The following is a 19,327-nucleotide window of genomic DNA, read 5'->3' as shown; positions in this document are numbered from 1 at the left end:
ACTATTTGTTTATGACAATCTTTTTTCTAATTTTTTTATTGGTTGTAAAATTCATAACCTCCATAATATAGAGTCCCGAAGGTATTCCTTCAACAGAAAAACTGGTGCTATTCTGTTTTTCTTTGATATGTTTTAGTTGAATACTATTTCCTGTAAGATCCATGAATCGAATTCTGGTGTTTTCTAAACTTTGATTACTAGACACATTAATAATATTAGTAACAGGATTAGGGCTTGTAATAAACTTCAATTCATTACTTGGGTTAACAAGTTGATTTCCGCTTGGTTCAATACCCCAAACCAAACTTCCATTAAGATATAACGTAACTCTATCATGCGACATAAATGACATTTTAGAATTATCATAAGAGTAATCATTGTTTTCATCAAAAGGTGTCCAATTAGCCTTGGCAAATCTTGCTTGGATAGGTCCAGAATTATTTGATGCTGCAATACTTCCTGCAGCAGTATCAAACGACATTTCTAAATAATCAATCCCGTTTAAAGTTGAGAAGGTTCCATTAACAAAGCTCGTTCCCAATTGAGCCCAATCACACCAAAAATTAAGAGTGTTGTTCTCTTCAGAAGAAAACCAATATCTTATAGTAATATCTTGATAATCTACTGCCTGATTTCCATTATTCACTATTCTAAAATGAGGATTGATCATGTTATCAGTAGCGTTTCCTTGCCCTCCATCCTTATATTCTAGAACAAGATCAGCTTCTATAGATTCTGTTATCGTAATATTTACAATAGCTGTATCAGAAACACTATTTTGGTTAGTTACGGTAAGATTAACCGTATAATTTCCTGCATTGGTATATTCATGAACCACGTTTACACCATTTCCGTTTGTTCCACCACCAAAATCCCAAGTATAACTTAAAGTACTCCCATCAGAGCTTGAAGAACCAGAACCATCAAATGAAATTGTTATAGGAGCTACGCCATCAAAATCACTAGGTGATATATTTGCAGTTACAATAACTGTATTATCCGGATCATTAACCGTTATAGTTTTAATTTCGGTATCATTTAAAGATCCATCATTTACTGTAAGTGCTACTTGATATACTCCTGGTTGATCAAACAGATGAGATGTATCTACTCCTGTTGTAGTTGTACCATCTCCAAAATCCCAAGAATAGCTAAGATTATCATTATCTGGATCTGTAGAGCTCGAGCCATCAAATTGGATTGTTAAAGGAGCATCTCCCGAAGAAATATTTGTAGTAAATCCTGCAATTGGCGGACGATTACCATTTCCTCCTACAACATTAGGGATTAAAGGGGCAAAATGAGTTTTAAGTATATCCATTTTCCATTGATTAACAGTAGACCAATCATCTGCCAGAATACCACCGGTATCGCCAGAGTTTGGATTCATTGTCCAAAATGTCCATGAATATATATCTCCCATAAAATCCACCCATTCTGTAAACCATGTAAGTGCTGTACCACCAAAAGCATCTTGATCTTTAATTCCAAATTCTCCTATAAACAACGGAGAAGTATTGTTCTCGTATAAATAATGAAAATGATCTTTCCATATTTGCGACATATTTTGCGGGAAATTAGCTGCGGTAAACCAATCTTGAGGTGCTACTTCTGGTCCATATTCATGAGCAGAATACATTAATTTATCTGGACTAGATAATTGAACAGGATATTTTTCTGCACCCATTAATTGTCCTCCCCACCAATAAGAATCACCCTCAAACTCTCCTACTCCTTCAACTACAATTAAGACATTAGGATTTACTTCAAGAACAGCATTTCCGCATCTTTCTGCAGCTTTATTCCAATCGGTAGCTGGATTACTATTTCCCCAAGAAGATCCATGAGGTTCGTTATTTAAATCCATACCCACTACGGTAGAGAAGTTCTTATATCTGTTTGCCATAAAAACCCAATCGCTAATCCATCTTTCTTCAGAATATTGATCTGTATACCAAAATGCTTCATTTAAAAAACCATCTGCAGCTCTAGAATGATTATCGAGTATAATTTTAATATCATTTTCTTGACACCATTGCACCAAAATATCCATTAGTTCAATGGGTTTATTGATTTTAGATTCTTCTTCATTCATTGGCGAAATTCCTGTATAAGGATCTGAACCAAATGAAGCGATATTAATTGTAGCTCCTGGGTTTAACATTTCATTACACCAAGGCACTCTAATAGTATTAAATCCTAGATCTTTGATTTGCTGTAATACACTTTTCATATCTCGAGCCCATAAACCATGTGGGCTATATAAAGAAGTTTCAAAACCAAACCAATTAACCCCAGTTAATCTTACTTCTTTACCGGTAGTATCAAACAATTTGTTTCCTGAAACAGATAGGAAATTTTGTTGTTGTGCGGATAAATTGGTAAAGCTTAGCATCACCAATATTAAGATCAGGATGCGTTTTATATATATAATTTTACTTTTCATCGTATGTAAGTTTAATTTTAAAAAGAGAGGAGCACGAATACCCCTCTCCTTATTCTAGACATGCTATTATTCTAAAATTACTTTTCTCCTAGACCTTTCTTTATAAACATGATCTATTACTTCAAGAACATATACCCCAGATGGAAGACCATCTACAGCCAAACGAACCTGAATTTGTTGTCTATTTTTAATATTCTTGCTTCTTACTATGTTACCTGATAAATCTACTAATCGGATACTTGCAATAGCCAAATCCTTTGCAGTACTTTTTCCATTAAAGTTCGTGACCCCTTTAACGGCTACATTAATAAATCCTGAGCTAACAGGGTTTGGACTTATAGATACATTCACTTGATTTTCGACTACAGCGGCTCCCGTGGTTGTATCATTTCCGAAGAAAAAACCATACTCGGCATTTGCCAAGGCTACTTCCATCTGCGCCCAACTTCTGTGATAACGTTGTGTAAAATCTTGACCAGCATCATATGCAGTTTTCAATCTTGCATAGTCTGGATCATTTTTTAATCCTGAACGAATATCTAAAAACGACACTCCAGGCTGAATAACATCACCGTTAGCCATTGTACCTGTAAATCCTTGTGGAACATAAACTTCTTCTTCGAAGATTCGTTTATAATCTCCTCTATCTTCAGGAGAAGAAACTCCTTTATCATCTCTGTACGTATTCCACATTCTATCGAGAACTTCTTTTGCAAGATCACGAGAATCTGTATCCAAAGTTGCATATTTCTGTGTGGCTGCTGCATAATAAATTAGGGCTTTGGCCATAGACGCCGCTACACCTAAATCTTTACCATAATCGGTAACTGTTACGCTAAGATTACTATTACTACCAGGATTACTCGAGTTCCAAGTATCTGGTTCTCCGGTCCACTCAAGGGTAGCAGGGATTTCAAAATCACCTGTACCAATAAGCCTTACTTCACTTTTTACCCATGAAGTCCATTTATCCATTAAATTTTTAGCCATTGGATCATTAGTGATGTAGTAATATTCTGCAACACGTTCCATTGACCAAGCTTGCCATCCAAACCATGTGCCACTTCCTGGATCATGATATACAGGATCCTTATCAAATGCCATATCATAGAACGTCGATTTTCCTGCAGGGTAAACACTATAATCTCCATTCCAGCTATTTGTAGCACCTCCAGCAATAGCACCCTCTTTAGACTGTAACCAAGTGTAAAACTCCATTTGCCTGGTTAAACTCTCCGACCAATCTCGTTCTCCATTCTGAGATTTTGGTTTTAGTTCATCTACTTGCGTTAACGCATAAGCAGCTACTGGATTTTGATATCCAAAATGGCAGTGACTAGAACTAATTCTAAATGCCCATTGTGAAGCAGGATCTGCAGAACCACCCCATGACATGTACCATGACATTAAGTAATGAGCACTGTCGTATCCGGATCCCGCTCCACTAGTAGCACTTTGAACACCAAGAGGTTTAAAGTACTTATCAAACATTGATAACCTTAAATAATCTCCCATTTTCGAAGCTTTATCTAAATCAAGGCTTCCTATACTTGCTCCTTGTTCTTTGGCATAAATTTGAGCCCAATACATTGCCTGAACGGCTCTAGCATCGGCATCTGGAGCACTAGTATATCTCCATTGTTTTGCATAATTTTGATCTTCAATAAATAATGGCAAATAACCATCTGCACCACCCCAATCAAAACTTTCCCAAGATGGATGTGGTATCGTTTCATACACCGATTCTTGTTCTCCTCTCTGGAATGTGTTGATATAAGAAGGTGTACTAACTCCATCTCCTCTATTACCGTAACCATAGAAATTGTCATTATCTAACAACCAGTGCATTTGATAAATATCTGCTCCATAAGCAGCGGTAAGATCCGACGATACAGGGTCTGAGCCTACAGGTGCACTAAAATTAAGTGGCGCAGGATAATCGCTAGGTAAAGGAAATTCACTTGCGTAAGCCGCAGGAGATGCTGGATTATAAGCTGCATTGGTTGGTTGATCAGCTGCCGTTGGAATAATAAATTGTTCTATTTTATCCCAAACATTGGCAAGAGGAGTCCAATCTCCGGTAACTCTACCGTTCATAACTTCTAACCATAACCAGTACGAGTACAATTCGCTCGTTGATTCATGACCATAATCAGGTGCTTCGACAATTAAGGTTTCAATAGAGTGGTGAGGTGATCCATCTGCACTAAAATATCCATTCGCAGGATCATAAATTTCATTTCTCATCTCAATGAAACGATCTATATATGCATTGTCTCCCGTTGGTGGGTTGATAATAATATCACCATCTGTTACGGTAATAGTAATTACGGCCGTATCCTCTCCTCCGTTTCCATCGGTAATGGTAAGCGTAACTTCATAAGTCCCTTTGGTAGCAAATGTATTTTCTGTTGTTACTCCATCTCCGGTATTTCCATCTGCAAAATCCCAGCTATACGTAAGTGCATCGTCATCAGCATCAGTCGATCCAGAAGCATCAAATGAAACTAACAATGGAGCTTCTCCAGAAATAGGAGTTGCAGAAATATCTGCAACAGGATCTGTATTACCTCCAGTACTTCCGCAATCAGGTGCAGTCCCAGAGTTACTAAAATAAAGTGTAAAGTTTCCTGATTTAGAAACCATCACAAAATTACCCGAATCTAAAGTTACCCAATACGAATCATCTAATCCTGCTATTCCTGTACCAGAAAGTGTTGCTTCAGGTTGTGAACTATTGAAATTTTGTGTGGTATTTCCTGTAAAATCATTATACCAATCAGGAGTACCATTATTAGTACTCATCGAAAATTGGTACAATCCATTATTTGCCAAATCCCAGTTAATAGTTAAATTAGTTATATTATCTAGATTTGGACCTCCATTACCAAGTACATAAATATTCTCAAATTTGGCATTGATTGCAGATAATGCCTGAGAAATTGGAGTGTTAAAAGAACAATCACCTCCAATTACAACTGGGTTTCTTACAACTTCTATACTATTTGATAAATCAAATGCTCCAGATAAACCAGAAATATTTGCATCTGCAGTTAGTCCTGTAATTGTTCCGTTATAACTTAAGTGATAAATAAAACAACTTCCTACACCTGCACCATCAAAATCAACTGCTTCTGGTGTTGGCGGTAACCCTAAAATAGAACCTTGGTCGTCGGTTACTATCCATTGATTAGTTTCTCCTATATTACCTGTTAACGTAACACCCGAAACATTATCTGCAACACCATCTCCTACTTGAAATGAAAACGGCCCTCCTGAAATTACCCCACCATCAACAGTTGGAGTTGTTATTACTGGGTTTCTTATGACTTCGATACTATTTGATAAATCAAATGCTCCAGATAAGCCTGAAATATTTGCATTAGCCGTAAGTCCTGTTATTGCTCCATTATAACTTAAATGATAGATAAAACAACTTCCTGCTCCTGCTTCATCAAAATCAACGGCCTCTGGAGTTGGTGGTAACCCTAAAATAGAACCTTGGTCGTTTGTTACAATCCATTGATTAGTCTCACCTATATTACCCACCAATGTTACACCCGAAACATTATCTGCAACACCATCTCCTACATCAAAAGCAAATGGTCCTCCTGAGATCGTTCCACCATTAACCTGTGGGCTATCTTCACCGCATTGAGGAGCTGTTCCAGAAGTACTAAAATAGATAGTAAAGCCTCCAGTTTTGGAAACCATTACAAAATTACCCCCATCAATAGTAACCCAATAACTTCCGTCTAGTCCAGTAAATCCTGTATTTGATAATGTTAACTCAGGTTGTGAGGTATTAAAATTTTGAGTGATTTTTGATAAAAAATCATTCCAATAACTTGGATTGCCATCGCTAGTATTCATAGAAAATTGATACAATCCGTTATTATCACCATCCCAATTAATTGTAAAATTAGCGACGTTGTTCAAATTTGGACCTCCATTGCCAAGTACATATATGTTCTCAAAAGCCGAATTTATTGATGGTAACGATGTTGCTATCGGTGTACCAAAAGAACAATCTCCTATATTTCCATCGGTTACGTTAATTACCTTGGTTACAGAATCGGTTTTACCACTTTGATTAGTAACCGTTAGTGTTACGGTTACCTGTCCTATCTCTGTATACGTTTTAGAAGTTGTGATTGTTGTAGACGTATCTCCACCACCTAAATCCCAGTTATAGGTTAAGTTTCCTCCTGTAGGATCAGATGACCCCGAAGCATCAAAAGATACCTCTAAAGGTGCCAAACCAGATTCTGGAGTAGCGGTAAATGAAGCAATAGGACTACCATCGGTTACCGTTATTGTTGTACTTACTTCAGAAGAGGTATTTTGTCCATCAGTTACGGTTAGCGTTACCAAATAAGAACCTGCTTCAGAGTAAGTAGTTTGTGGATCAACCAAAGAAGAGGTTTCACTATTTCCGAAATTCCAGTTATACGATAATACATCTCCATTAGGATCAGAAGATGCAGATGCATTAAAAGACACTTCTAAAGGTGCCAAACCAGATTCTGGCGTAGCTGTAAATGAAGCAGTAGGTATATTACCGCCACCAGGTTCATTACCAAATACTAACACCCCATTATCATACACCGGAATATTAATACTTTCTAAGGCCGTTCCTCCTAATCCTTGAGCAGACCAATCATTAGCTGTATCATATGGAGTACCATTTTGAACTCTGATATTAATTTGAGTCTCGGTTCTAAATGCAGGGTCTCCAGTAGGTGCAATAGACGGGAGGTCTGTAATTTCTGCATAATACACACTTCCTCCTAAAGGTTTTACGGCCATTTTAGCAGTACCACCAATATTGTTTAATTGTACATCATAATCCGCAATTGTTTTTCCCGCAGCAATACCTTCGGCAATGTCAAAATAATATCTATAACTTAACTTATCTGTTGCTCTTGCAGGCCATGCAGATCTGTTTTGAACATTGATACTAATGGTTGTTCCAAAATTGTTATTACTATTAAATTTTGAAAATGAACGAATTTCAGCCCTGCTAGGCACTTCTGGCACAGGGAAATTAGGTAATGGAGTTCCTCCAAATTCTCCTTGCATTCTTGCTAATACGCCAGTAATACAAGCATTGTAGTCACAAGCTACTTCATTGGCGATAAACTCTCCTCTATCATCTTCAAATGCATCACTATTAGGTTCTTTAGGGCCTCCTACTACGGCTCCGTATAAAATATGACTAGCATCAACCGGAGGTCCACTATCACTATTAGTCCAGTTACCACTATTACCTCTGTGGTGCGGATCATTGGCTGGATTATTACCAAAACCATTCATAAAGCTTCTATTAATAGGATTGTCACCTAATGCATAATCCACCATATTTTTGGCAAAACCAGTATATCTTGCTTGTTTAACAGGGTCAGAAGTTACTTTATCTGCATAAATCAAGGCCAATAAGGATTGATTTGAAGCATATCGTATTGTTCCCCAAGGGCGTAAGTGCGGTAGGCCTCCTGGAGTTTTTGGTACTACCTCACCATTTACTCCTATAGTAAAATAATCCAAATTACGTTCGGCATCTTGCTTATACTTATCTTTTCCTGTGATTTGAGCCAGCAAAACATAGGCTCCATAAGCTTTATCATCCCAAGAGAATGCTTCTTTATATTTTGCAGTAGCACTTTGTCCCTCGCGCTGCATATTATCATATTCAGCTTCGGCCTTGGTTAAATATTGAGGGTCATTAGTTGCTCTATATAACCATATTGCACCCCAAACAATCTCATCTTTATAACTATTAAAAGATCGGTAAAAACCCGCAGCATCAGTAATAGAGTTTGAATATTCATCTCTAAATGTGTCTGCAAAATTGTATAATTGCTTTGCATGTGTTATTAATGTCGCACTATAAACCGGATCATCGTCTTTTAATAAAATACTTACTGCAGCCATTGCCGCTGCAGTTTCTGCTGCAAGATCAGATCCAGGATTAGCCTCATCGATTTTATATGAAGGTCTAGGTTGAGGATAAACTTCTGGTGATCCCCACCAAGAGTGATCAATTCCTCCATTACCTACTTGCCCCCATAATTCATTAGGTGCAGTATGACATTTTAAAAAATAGTCAGTTACGAAACGTAAGTTTCTTTTAAGAATATCCAACTGACCGCTATTTCTATAGGCATCTTCATATTCTATTCCTCCCCAAGCTAAAGCTGTGACACTAAAGGCCATTGGAAAATTGAATTTAACGTGATCCCCTGCATCGAACCAACCCCCGTTAAGATCTAATCCTACATCAGATCCATCATTAGTGGTAGAATTTCCTCGCCAGGATACTCTATTCCAATCTGGTAACTCTCCAGATTGTTGAACTTCATAAAAGAAAAGCGACTTTTGAAGTGCTTCCCCATAATTGAATTGTGCCGTTAGTGTACTGTAAAAAAAATACAGTAACAAAACCAAGCATGACTTGTTAAATTTTTTCATGATTAATGTTAGTGTTAAGTTTGTATTTTTGGTTGTCGTTAATAAAACTAAGCTCCATTTCAAAAAGCTAAATCTTCAGGGGTTGATGATTTTGTTTTTGATATAATGAATTTAAATTAGGTATTCATTATCTGCATAAAGACGTAAATTCTAAACGCAACCCTTCTGTTTATAAAGAGTTATAAATCAATAACTTATAGACAATGTTTTACCGTAAACTTTATACGATTTAACCTTTATATTTTTTTGATTTTCGGTTGTTAATTATTCTTTGATTAATTGCAGTTTAGACGTACTTCCAATAGAAACTATATACACTCCTGCTTCTAAATCAGATACAAAAATTTCTTCCTTAGCAGATTTAGCTGTAATAGATTTTACTATTTTTCCCAATAAATTATAGATGATAATCTCTTCGCCAGTATATTGACCTACAATCGTTACAATATCCTGTGTTGGGTTTGGAAAAAGTCCAGAAATACGATCACTTTGATTATTTAATTTGTTTTTATCTACACCAAGGATCTTCCATTTCTGATTTGTATTCGTTTCAATAAAATCCCAGATTTGAACATTTGCATTTACATTTCCGTCTGCTCGATCCAATGCGCTTTCTAGGCAATGCATAGGTTTTAATGAATACGATCCACTTCCGTTACCCATCACTTTCCATTTTTTATGATTATCACGGGCATCAGACCAAGTACTTACATTCTCTCCATTACCACAACGAGCATAGGGTACTTCTAAATAGCGATTTGTTCCTATGTTTTTAATATCATAAACGTTATCGCCCAAGTGCGTAAACACCCATTTTTGATCATCATAATTTGCTGGAGCGTGCATTCTAGCGCTATGATTTTCTAAACCTCTAGCCAATAATCTTTGGCTATTCTCGATAGCAGTGATAAAATAATCTCCATCTGCAATTAACTGTGGGTTAAGTGAAACTACAGATACATTATTGATCTGATCATTATCCAAAGCTTGTTGCCAACTGGTTCCAACCGGGCGGATATGAGATTTATAGGAATAATTATTTCCAGGAGTAGTAGAAGATGGTAAATTAATTGTTATCGATTTAGCACCTGTTCCTTTAGATACGCGCTCTACTTTACTGGCTACCCAATTATTGTTTTTCCAGAAACTTACTACAATTTCTCGATCGGTAGCTGCAGAATATTGCATATTAAAAACATAAGAATTTGATGGATTAATTGTAGTTAGTGCATCTTTGAAGGCTATCTTGTCTTCAAAAACAACTACGTCTTCTACTACTACATTATTAACTTGATCTCGATTTAATGCATCTTGCCAAGAAGTATTTACTGGGCGGATATGTGCTTTGTAAACATAACCTGTGCCAGGAGTAGGAGCTGTAGGCAAATCAACTGTAACATTTACGGTTCTTGTGCCAGCTTCTACTTCTACGTTCTTTTGTCCCAACCAATTGGTGGAAGACCAGAACTCTACCACAATCTCTCTTTTAATCTTTGCGCTATATTTTACTTCAAAGTCATATGTGGTTTGCGATGGCACTGTAGTTGTTGCATTTACAAATGCTATCTCATCAGGAATAGTGGTATCATTACAATTCTCGCCAGGTAATCCATAACAACCATTACCTGTAGGACCTAAAACAGGGTTCCATTTAATTCCAGGAACCCAATTTTCTCCTCCGAATTCATAAGCACCTGCATCTGGTGCTGATCCAATAAAACCATCAGTTATACCTGATATTCTTCTACCAGCGTTTACAGCAGGAGAATTAGATTTTAGTGTAAATTTATTTCCGTTATAATTAGTATATCCTGATTGAGTAATTACATTATTTTGTTTATCCGCATCTCTTTCGAAAGTACCTTCATCTTCCTGTGTAGAAGGGTCATCTTCTGTTCTAACATCTGCAATATTGTTCCAAACCTTAACATTCGAAAAAGCTGTTCCTTCTTTATGCCAAGCTCCCATTGCTCCACCTTCTGTCTTTACCAAAGTATTATTAAAGATATCGATGTCTTTACCATTCCAATTAATTTGAACTCCAGTCCATTCTACATTCCACACTACATTATGGTGTACTGAAAATGCTTCAGCATCATTATCTAGGTATATACCCGCTGCTTTTCTCTTAGAACCTCTTGAGGCTGTATCATGAAACCAATTGTGATGTATTTCGGTATTCTGAGGCCCTCCTACCGTATAAAATGTAGCACAATCATCTGCTATTAAATTACTTTTATACACATCGTTATAAGCTACTTCACAACGGTTTCCATTAAAATTAATACCATCTCTACCTCCATTAAAAATCGTGTTGCCAATAATCTTATTATCTGTTCCTCCTCTAGCTACTAATGGAGCATCATAGGACCCCAGATAATTAAAATCATGAATGTAACTATTTCGTAATTCGTTAAATTTCCCCCCAAGGCGCAGCCCTGTTGCAGCACTAAAACCAATCTCACACTGTTCGATAATATTTCTTGTTCCATTTACCTCGACACTCGGTTTACCCGCATTAAAACCTCTGAAAACTCCTTGTGTATGGTTTCCGTAGAAAGAAGAAACTCCATATAGTTTATTATTATTAGAATTTGTCTTTAATTCTATAGCGCCTCCAAATACAGCCAAGTTTCGAATTTCAATATGACTTCGACCATTAAGGTCGATTGCTATTTTTCTCCTTCTCATTTGTACTAATCCATTAGCTGGTGCACCGCCGCCAGGAATTTGCACAAATAACTCTTTAGTTTGTGCATTAAACCACCATTCATTTTGATAATCCAACGCTCCTTTAACTCCTTCCAGATAAAAATCCCCTTTATCGGCCGGAGCATGAAAAGTACGTATCCAAGTAGGGTTTTTATCCAAATTGAAATTTACTCTTCCTCCAGCACTACTAGTGATAAAAGCTTTCCAAGCGATCCAGCCTGATCCTGGTTTATCTCCATAAAAAAAGACAGAACCACCAGTCCAATTTATACCTGGTATTTGTGATGATGTTAAATAAGCATTGTTTACTACATTAGAGCCACTTCCTCCATCGTTCCTCAAAGAGTTTAGCGTAAACGGTTCACCATCAGAATTATTAGGCCATCTAGCTAAGTCCATTGCTGTATTTCCGTTCATTACAAAATTTTCTTGTCCTAAATCCCAATTTACTTTTACCTTATAGATGGCTCCATTATCTCTTTGCCAGCCACTTAAAGCTTGCATCGCCGAGATAATTACTTTTTCACCATCTTTTGAGGTATAGGTAATGGGTAAACCAGCCTGACCAGACCTAGCTGGTTTGACCGTTTCTTCATAAGTTCCCTTACTAATAATAATAACATCTCCGGGTTGTGCCACCGAAGAAGCCTTTGCTATCGTTTTGTAGGGTTGTGATTGTGTCCCAAGATTATTATCATTCCCATTTTTGGCGACATAAATGTTTTTCGCATACAAAGAAGATACAATGAGGAATAAAAACATCATTATTCCTCTTTGGAAAAGGGTTTTAAAAGTTTTCATGATCGTTTCAGTTAGTTTAAAATTAAAATAATTGTAATATTCTAGAACTTTTTTTTAGTTCTATAAATCGAGTATATTTTTTTAGAATTCGTTAGATTAGACAACCAATTAAAAATTAGGCAAGAGGTAGCTCTTGTATCTCAGGGTCGCTAAGTTTTTGATAAAAGGATATATCTTTTTGTTACTACCTTTGATACTAATTCTCCTTAAAAAGTCTGGGAGGGCGACCAATCCAATCTCGACTGGATTTTACCCATTTATTTCCATCAAGAGAATTTCCGTTAAATTCATCAGATAGTTCATTTACTTTAGCCCATTTTTTACCATTAGGTGGGGTTGGAGTTTGTGATTTTACATGTGTAATTGCGATACAAAAAAATAGTATCGAAAATAAATATTTCAAGCAGTTCATATTGAGTGATTTTGTGTGTTTTAAAAAATTACAAAAACAGCTACACCATCTAAAAAACTTAGACAATACGCATATATCTATAATTCATTTTATATTATTAATTTCTTGTACACTTGTTTAGCATATAGGTTTAATACAAGAAAAACAGGGATTGAAATCCCTATTATTAGGTGATTTAGCTTTAAAAAGCATGAGTGCTGAGGATTCCCATAGTAGTATTGTTTTCATGATTAAGTTTGCGTTAGATTAGTGTGAGTTTGATTTAAGTTGTTTTTAATATTAGTTTGATTTAATTAGAATAACATTTGTTTTTTTACGTTAGTTTTCAAAATTAGGTTACGCTCTAAAAAACGTCTGTTTTTCATTTTGGCAAGGGTACATTAGGGGTACATTGCTAAAAAAAGGAATACATACAGCGTACTATTTTTTATTTTGAGCTGTAAACACAATTACAATTAACCAACTAGCATCCAAAGTGAAACATTTAACCTACCTCACACTAGCATTTTTGTTATGCAATAACTTCAATATTGCCTTCTCTCAAAAAGCTATAGACAATACAATTCAAATCAAACAAATCGACAGTTTATATGAAATTGCCAATCAAGACCTAATTGGCAATGGAGATATGCTAAAAGAATTGATCAAGAAATCAAAAAAGGCCAATTATCCTAGAGGTGAAGTAAAGGGATTAGTTAATCTAGGTATTTATTACACCCACAACTCTATGATCGATAGTGCGCACATTGTTTATGAAAAAGGAGAGAAAATTATACAAAAACATCCTGATCTTGAATTTGTATTATCATACATTTATAATAATAAAGGTACGATACTTACAAATCAAGAATTTCATTACCAAGCCATAAAATATTTTCACAAAGCCCATAAAATTAATCTCAAAAAAGGAGATAAAAAGATGGCGATGATTACCAAAATGAATATTTTAAATTGTCACTTAGAGCTTGGTGAACCAGATAAAGTACTAGCTTATTCAAAAGAGTTATTGCAGGATTCTACAGTAATAGCTCAAGAAGACTTAAAATATTATTTATATGGCAATTTGGCAAAAGCTTATTTTGACAAAAGCGAATACAGAAAAGCTATTAACTGGTGGAATGCCAATTTAGAGAGTATTCTAGACACAGAACAAACAGGAGAAATAAGCTACAACCTAACATCTATAGCTGATGCATATAGAAGCTTAGGTGATTATGAGGTTGCCCTAGAAAAAGCTTTAAAGGCTAAAGAAATTCTAGCAGATAAACCTGAATTTAGCGGTTATATTGCTGTTAATGAATTAGTATTAGGTAAAATATATAACTCGTTAGATAATCCAGATTTTGCAATCATTCATTTCGAAAATGCTATTCTTAAAAACCCTGATGACCCTTTGGATATTGCTTTTTCTTATAAGAATTTAGGCGCTATCTATAAAAGAATACAATCTTGGGATAAATCAGCAGAAAATTATCAAAAATACGGTGCCCTAATAGATAGTTTATATCGAACAAGAAATGAAGATATCTCGAAAATATCTGAGGGCAAGATACAACTAATCGAAGAAGAATATAAAAATGAATTGCTAACAAAGGATAACGATATTTTAAGTTACAAAAACGAAAAACAAGAGCTATACATCATTTCTTTGGCCGTTGGTTTGTTTGGCCTGTTATTTATTCTATTATCCATATTTCTTTATAAGAAATATCACAGAAGCGCACGCCAAATAGAGCTATTAAAAGAAAACGAAAAAAAGATTTTAGAAAATCATTTACAAAACAAAGAAGAAGAGTTTTTGGCTACTATGATATCTGTAAATGATCGTCTTTCTAAACTCTCTTATATAAAAAAGAACTTATCATCTGCTATAAAATATAACAATCGCGAAGAACTAAAAGAGGCCGAAAAAAGACTTGAAACATTTATTTCTTCCACCTCAGACCTTACTATTTTAAAGGATAGAATTGAATCGCAGTATCCTGGTATTACTGCACAAATACACACAAGTTATCCTGAATTATCTACCAATGATGTAAGACATTGTCTTTTAATGAAACTTAATTTATCTATTAAAGAATCTGCTCAAATGCTAAGTGTTTCTACTCATGCTGTAAAAATGGCTAGAAAAAGACTAAAGAAAAAAATGAATATCCCTGAGGATATTTCTTTAAAAGATCATCTACAAAACAAAATCCTTTAATATTTAGGATTTCAATTTTTACACTCTTAAAAAAAATATGTAGCTTGGCTATCCGAAATCATTTTACGGATAATGAATAAGAGAATCTTATATATCAACTCATTACTAGCTTTTAGCTTATTATCTTGTGATAATTTCGTTCTCAAAAAGGAACATAAAGAAGAAATCGTAAAAGAGCGACTAGATAAGCTTAATTGGAGTGAAGTAGACCAACCGCCTCTTTTTGAAATCTGTAAACGGAAATCTGAAGAAGAACTTGAATCATGTTTTCAAAAAACGATTACAAAACACATTCATGATCATTTATCAAAACAATCTATCTCTACAAAAAAACCAATACAAGATACTATTTGGGTTCCTTTATTAATTACAAAAGAGAGTGTAATTATTATTGAAGATTTTGAATTACCTGATATTGTTATCTCAGAAATTCCTAATCTTAAACAAATTTTAGAAGAAGGGATTCATTCACTTCCTAAGGTAAAACCTGCGCATACTCGTAGCACGCCAGTATCTGCACGATACCAACTCCCACTAGTAATTCGTATTGATTAAAACCAATGCTTCGTCTTAATTATGTAGTTTTGTAGTGTACAAAACATATTTCCTGACTTGAGTAACGAAAAAATTATATTGGGTATAGACCCTGGAACCACTATTATGGGATTTGGACTTATCAAGGTTCAAAATAAAAAGATGTCTTTTTTGCAGTTAAACGAACTTCAATTAGGTAAATATGATGACCATTACCTAAAACTAAAACTTATTTTTGAACGTACTGCAGAACTTATAGACACGTATCACCCTGATGAAATTGCTATCGAAGCGCCTTTCTTCGGAAAAAATGTACAATCAATGCTTAAATTAGGTCGCGCCCAAGGAGTTGCTATGGCCGCAGGATTAAGTAGAGAGGTTCCTATTACGGAATATTCTCCAAAAAAAATTAAAATGGCCATCACTGGAAACGGAAATGCTAGTAAAGAACAAGTAGCAAAAATGCTTCAGAGCTTACTTCAAATCAAGACTTTACCCAAAAACCTGGATTCTACCGACGGTTTAGCGGCAGCTGTTTGTCATTTTTACAACATGGGAAGAGCAGCAAGTATAGGTAAGAGTTATACTGGTTGGTCATCATTTGTAAAACAAAATGAAGGTAGAATTAAAAAATAATTATAGTCTACCTTTACTTTTTGAAAAAAAATATAATCATAAAATAAAACGCCATCAGCGGGATCTATATTCATATTCCTTTTTGTAAGCAAGCTTGTCATTATTGCGATTTTCACTTTTCGACTTCAATGAAGAAAAAAGAAGATATGGTTGTCGCCTTATGTAAAGAAATTATACTACGTCGTTCGGAAATAAATGAAAATCAAATTATTGAAACCATATATTTTGGAGGAGGTACTCCTTCTGTTTTATCAATTCAGGAACTTGAACAAATTATTCGTACTATTTATAAAAATTACACTGTTTGTGATCATCCTGAGGTTACTATTGAAGCCAATCCTGATGACCTGACTAAAGAAAAAATAAGTGAATTAACTAAGAGTAGTGTAAATCGACTTAGTATCGGCATTCAATCTTTTTTTGAGGATGATTTAAAATTAATGAATAGAGCTCATAATGCGCAAGAAGCTATGGAATGTCTATCTATGGCCACTCGTGAATTTAAAAATATATCTATCGATTTGATCTATGGCATTCCTAATATGTCTGTAACTCGTTGGAAAGAAAATATTCAACAAGCATTAGATTTTGGAGTTCCTCACATTTCTTGTTACGCTCTAACTGTAGAACCTAAGACCGCATTAGAAACACTAATACAAAAAGGCGAAATTGCAAAGATCGATGATGAATTAGCACAACAACATTTTGAAATCCTTGTGGAAAGTTTGGAAAAAGCAGGTTTCGAACATTATGAGTTATCCAATTTCGGGAAACCGGGTTATTTTAGTAAAAATAACACGGCATACTGGCAAGGTAAAACATATTTAGGGATAGGGCCATCTGCGCATTCTTATAACGGAAAACAAAGGAGTTGGAATATTAACAACAACACCAAATACATTAAGGCATTATCAGAAAACAAATTGCCAAGAGATATTGAAAATTTATCCATAAAAGATAAGTACAACGAGTATATCATGACTGGATTGCGAACAATCTGGGGTGTTTCGATTCAAAATATTGAACATGAGTTTGGTAGCGCCTATAAAAATTATCTTTTAAAACAAGCTCAAAAACATATCAAAGAACATTTGTTATATATCGATGGGGATACCTTATTAGTGACAAAAAAAGGAAAGTTTTTAAGTGATGGCATCGCAAGTGATCTTTTCTTAGTAAATTTAGATTAATTATTAAACTAGGGGCCGTGCAAGAAAAATATGATATCATAGGGGTGGATTATAACATCACTCGAAAAGCAGATCCTTATCTTTTTAGCAGATTGTATACTTTACTAAATCCAGTTTCTGGAAACTTATATTTGGATATAGGATGTGGCACTGGTAATTATACCTCAGAGTTTTCAAAAAAAGGGCATCAATTTATCGGTATAGACCCTTCTCGGGAAATGCTAGAAAAAGCAGGAATTAAAGATAAAACGATAACCTGGAAAATCGGAAAAGCTGAACATATTGATTTACCTTCAGAAAGTATAGATGGTATCATAGCCAGTCTTACATTACATCATTGGAAGGATTTAAAAAAAGGATTTTCTGAACTTAACAGAATTTTAAAACCTAATGGAAAGATTATATTATTTACAGCTACTCCCAAACAAATGAAAGGGTATTGGTTAAATTATTATTTCCCAAAAATGTTATCCGATTCTATAACCCAAATGCCTGCTTATGAGCATATCGAATCCTGTTTAAAAGCTAATTCTTTAAAAATTCATAGCACCGAAAAATACTTTATACAACCCGATTTACAAGATCTCTTTTTATATTCTGGAAAGCACAATCCAAAATTGTATTTTAAAAATAGTGTTAGACATGGAATTTCCTCTTTTTCATCTCTCGCCAATGCAGAAGAGGTACAACAGGGATTAGTTATGCTAGAAAAAGATATTATTTCAAAAAAAATAAACAATATCATTTCTACATATGAAAACACTGATGGCGATTACCTTTTTATAACAGTCAAAAAAGCCTAACCGCATAAATTATATGATTACAGTTCTAGAATATAACAATCAAAAATATACCATAGACCTTTCTAAGCCCTTAGATATTTCTATTCCCTTAAAAGCTTCTGATAAAAATGTAAATGCGTGGTATATTGATACTCCTAAAATTGAACCCGTAATTGATGGAAAATGGATAGGTCAAGTCTCAAAAGGAGCTTCAACGAACTTTAATAATATTACTTTTAATCCGCATGGTCATGGCACACATACCGAATGTGTTGGCCATATCACATCAAGGTTTTATAGCATTAATGATGCCTTAAAGCAATTCTTTTTTATAGCCCAAGTCATCTCTGTATCTCCTCAAGAACAAGACGGCGATAGGGTAATCACCAAAGATTTAATCAAAAACTCAATACCTTCTAATGATTGTAACGCATTGGTGATAAGAACACTACCAAATCCTGACAATAAGTTAAATAAACAGTATTCTCATACCAATTGGCCTTATCTTACCGAAGAAGCCGCAAGCTTTATAAGAGATACTGGTATAGAGCATTTACTTATCGATTTACCATCTGTAGACAAAGAAAAAGATGAAGGCAAGTTGCTTGCACACAAAGCATTCTGGAATTATCCCGATAACGTAAGACATACTGCAACGATAACCGAATTAATTTATGTATCCGATAGGATTAAGGATGGTCTTTATATTCTCAATCTTCAAATTGCCTCTTTTGAAAATGATGCTTCACCAAGTAAACCTGTACTTTATAAAATACTTAGTAAATGAAAACAACAGTACAGTTAGAAGAAATCGCGATGCTACTATTAGGAATTCATTTATTTAGTTTACTATCGTATTCTTGGTGGTTGTTTTTGGCTTTGTTTTTTGTTCCTGATATAGGAATGTTTGGTTATTTTATAAATAATAAATTTGGAGCATTTACATATAACATATTTCATCATAAAGGTATAGCAATTGCATTATACTTAGTTGGCGTTTATCTATCTAATGATATATTGCTCTTAGTAGGGATTATCCTTTTTTCACATTCGGCCTTTGATAGAATATTAGGTTATGGATTAAAATTGAAAAAAGGTTTTAAATTTACACATCTCGGAGAAATAGGGAAAAAGAGTTAA

The 19,327-nt window shown here is 34.8% G+C and carries 11 protein-coding genes; 7 read left to right on the top strand and 4 right to left on the bottom strand.

Translation table 11 applies throughout. The annotated features are described in order from the left end of the window. Position 1: 1 nt before the first annotated feature. The 4 genes from DK508_RS19325 to DK508_RS19310 all read right to left on the bottom strand — a co-directional run bounded on the left by DK508_RS19325 (position 2) and on the right by DK508_RS19310 (position 12,842). A complete protein-coding gene (locus DK508_RS19325; protein WP_109302424.1) occupies positions 2-2,446 on the bottom strand; it encodes a cellulase family glycosylhydrolase in 2,445 nt (814 codons plus the stop codon). A gap of 66 nt (positions 2,447-2,512) precedes the next feature. Next, positions 2,513-8,917 carry a glycoside hydrolase family 48 protein gene (locus tag DK508_RS19320; RefSeq protein ID WP_109302423.1) on the bottom strand — a complete coding sequence of 2,135 codons (6,405 nt, stop codon included), beginning with the start codon at positions 8,915-8,917 and terminating at the stop codon, positions 2,513-2,515. A 264-nt stretch (positions 8,918-9,181) separates the two neighbouring features. Then, a complete protein-coding gene (locus tag DK508_RS19315) occupies positions 9,182-12,430 on the bottom strand; it encodes an RICIN domain-containing protein (RefSeq protein ID WP_109302422.1) in 3,249 nt (1,082 codons plus the stop codon). Positions 12,431-12,626: 196 nt separating this feature from the next. Continuing rightward, positions 12,627-12,842, bottom strand: a complete 216-nt coding sequence (locus tag DK508_RS19310) for a hypothetical protein (RefSeq protein WP_200831889.1) — start codon at positions 12,840-12,842, stop codon at positions 12,627-12,629. A gap of 475 nt (positions 12,843-13,317) precedes the next feature. Between DK508_RS19310 and DK508_RS19305 the strand changes: the two genes are divergently transcribed. The 7 genes from DK508_RS19305 to DK508_RS19275 all read left to right on the top strand — a co-directional run bounded on the left by DK508_RS19305 (position 13,318) and on the right by DK508_RS19275 (position 19,327). Further along, positions 13,318-15,045, top strand: coding sequence for a lipopolysaccharide assembly protein LapB (locus tag DK508_RS19305; RefSeq protein WP_160114799.1), 1,728 nt, complete (start codon positions 13,318-13,320; stop codon positions 15,043-15,045). A gap of 72 nt (positions 15,046-15,117) precedes the next feature. Continuing rightward, positions 15,118-15,600 carry a hypothetical protein gene (locus DK508_RS19300; RefSeq protein ID WP_109302420.1) on the top strand — a complete coding sequence of 161 codons (483 nt, stop codon included), beginning with the start codon at positions 15,118-15,120 and terminating at the stop codon, positions 15,598-15,600. Positions 15,601-15,657: 57 nt separating this feature from the next. After that, positions 15,658-16,215 (top strand): crossover junction endodeoxyribonuclease RuvC, encoded by a 558-nt coding sequence (gene ruvC, locus DK508_RS19295; protein ID WP_109302419.1) that lies wholly within the window; start codon positions 15,658-15,660, stop codon positions 16,213-16,215. Positions 16,216-16,268: 53 nt separating this feature from the next. Then, on the top strand, positions 16,269-17,405 hold the full coding sequence (hemW, locus tag DK508_RS19290; RefSeq protein WP_109302418.1) for a radical SAM family heme chaperone HemW: 1,137 nt from the start codon (positions 16,269-16,271) through the stop codon (positions 17,403-17,405). Between the two features lie 17 nt (positions 17,406-17,422). Then, positions 17,423-18,208, top strand: coding sequence for a class I SAM-dependent methyltransferase (locus tag DK508_RS19285; protein ID WP_109302417.1), 786 nt, complete (start codon positions 17,423-17,425; stop codon positions 18,206-18,208). Positions 18,209-18,221: 13 nt separating this feature from the next. After that, positions 18,222-18,974 (top strand): cyclase family protein, encoded by a 753-nt coding sequence (locus tag DK508_RS19280; RefSeq protein ID WP_109302416.1) that lies wholly within the window; start codon positions 18,222-18,224, stop codon positions 18,972-18,974. Further along, positions 18,971-19,327, top strand: coding sequence for a DUF4260 domain-containing protein (locus tag DK508_RS19275; protein ID WP_109302415.1), 357 nt, complete (start codon positions 18,971-18,973; stop codon positions 19,325-19,327). The genes DK508_RS19280 and DK508_RS19275 overlap by 4 nt, the downstream gene beginning before the upstream one ends.

The sequence above is a fragment of the Aquimarina sp. AU474 genome, assembly GCF_900312815.1.
Lineage (GTDB): Bacteria > Bacteroidota > Bacteroidia > Flavobacteriales > Flavobacteriaceae > Aquimarina.
The sequence above is the reverse complement of the archived record's forward strand: the minus strand, read 5'-3'. Positions and strand labels throughout refer to the sequence as shown.

Coding starts and splice junctions, on each gene's coding strand:
- DK508_RS19320 (WP_109302423.1), bottom strand. CDS start 8,917: ATGAAAAAATTTAACAAGTCATGCTTGGTTTTGTTACTGTATTTTTTT.
- DK508_RS19315 (WP_109302422.1), bottom strand. CDS start 12,430: ATGAAAACTTTTAAAACCCTTTTCCAAAGAGGAATAATGATGTTTTTA.
- DK508_RS19275 (WP_109302415.1), top strand. CDS start 18,971: ATGAAAACAACAGTACAGTTAGAAGAAATCGCGATGCTACTATTAGGA.
- DK508_RS19325 (WP_109302424.1), bottom strand. CDS start 2,446: ATGAAAAGTAAAATTATATATATAAAACGCATCCTGATCTTAATATTG.
- DK508_RS19310 (WP_200831889.1), bottom strand. CDS start 12,842: ATGAACTGCTTGAAATATTTATTTTCGATACTATTTTTTTGTATCGCA.
- DK508_RS19280 (WP_109302416.1), top strand. CDS start 18,222: ATGATTACAGTTCTAGAATATAACAATCAAAAATATACCATAGACCTT.
- DK508_RS19300 (WP_109302420.1), top strand. CDS start 15,118: ATGAATAAGAGAATCTTATATATCAACTCATTACTAGCTTTTAGCTTA.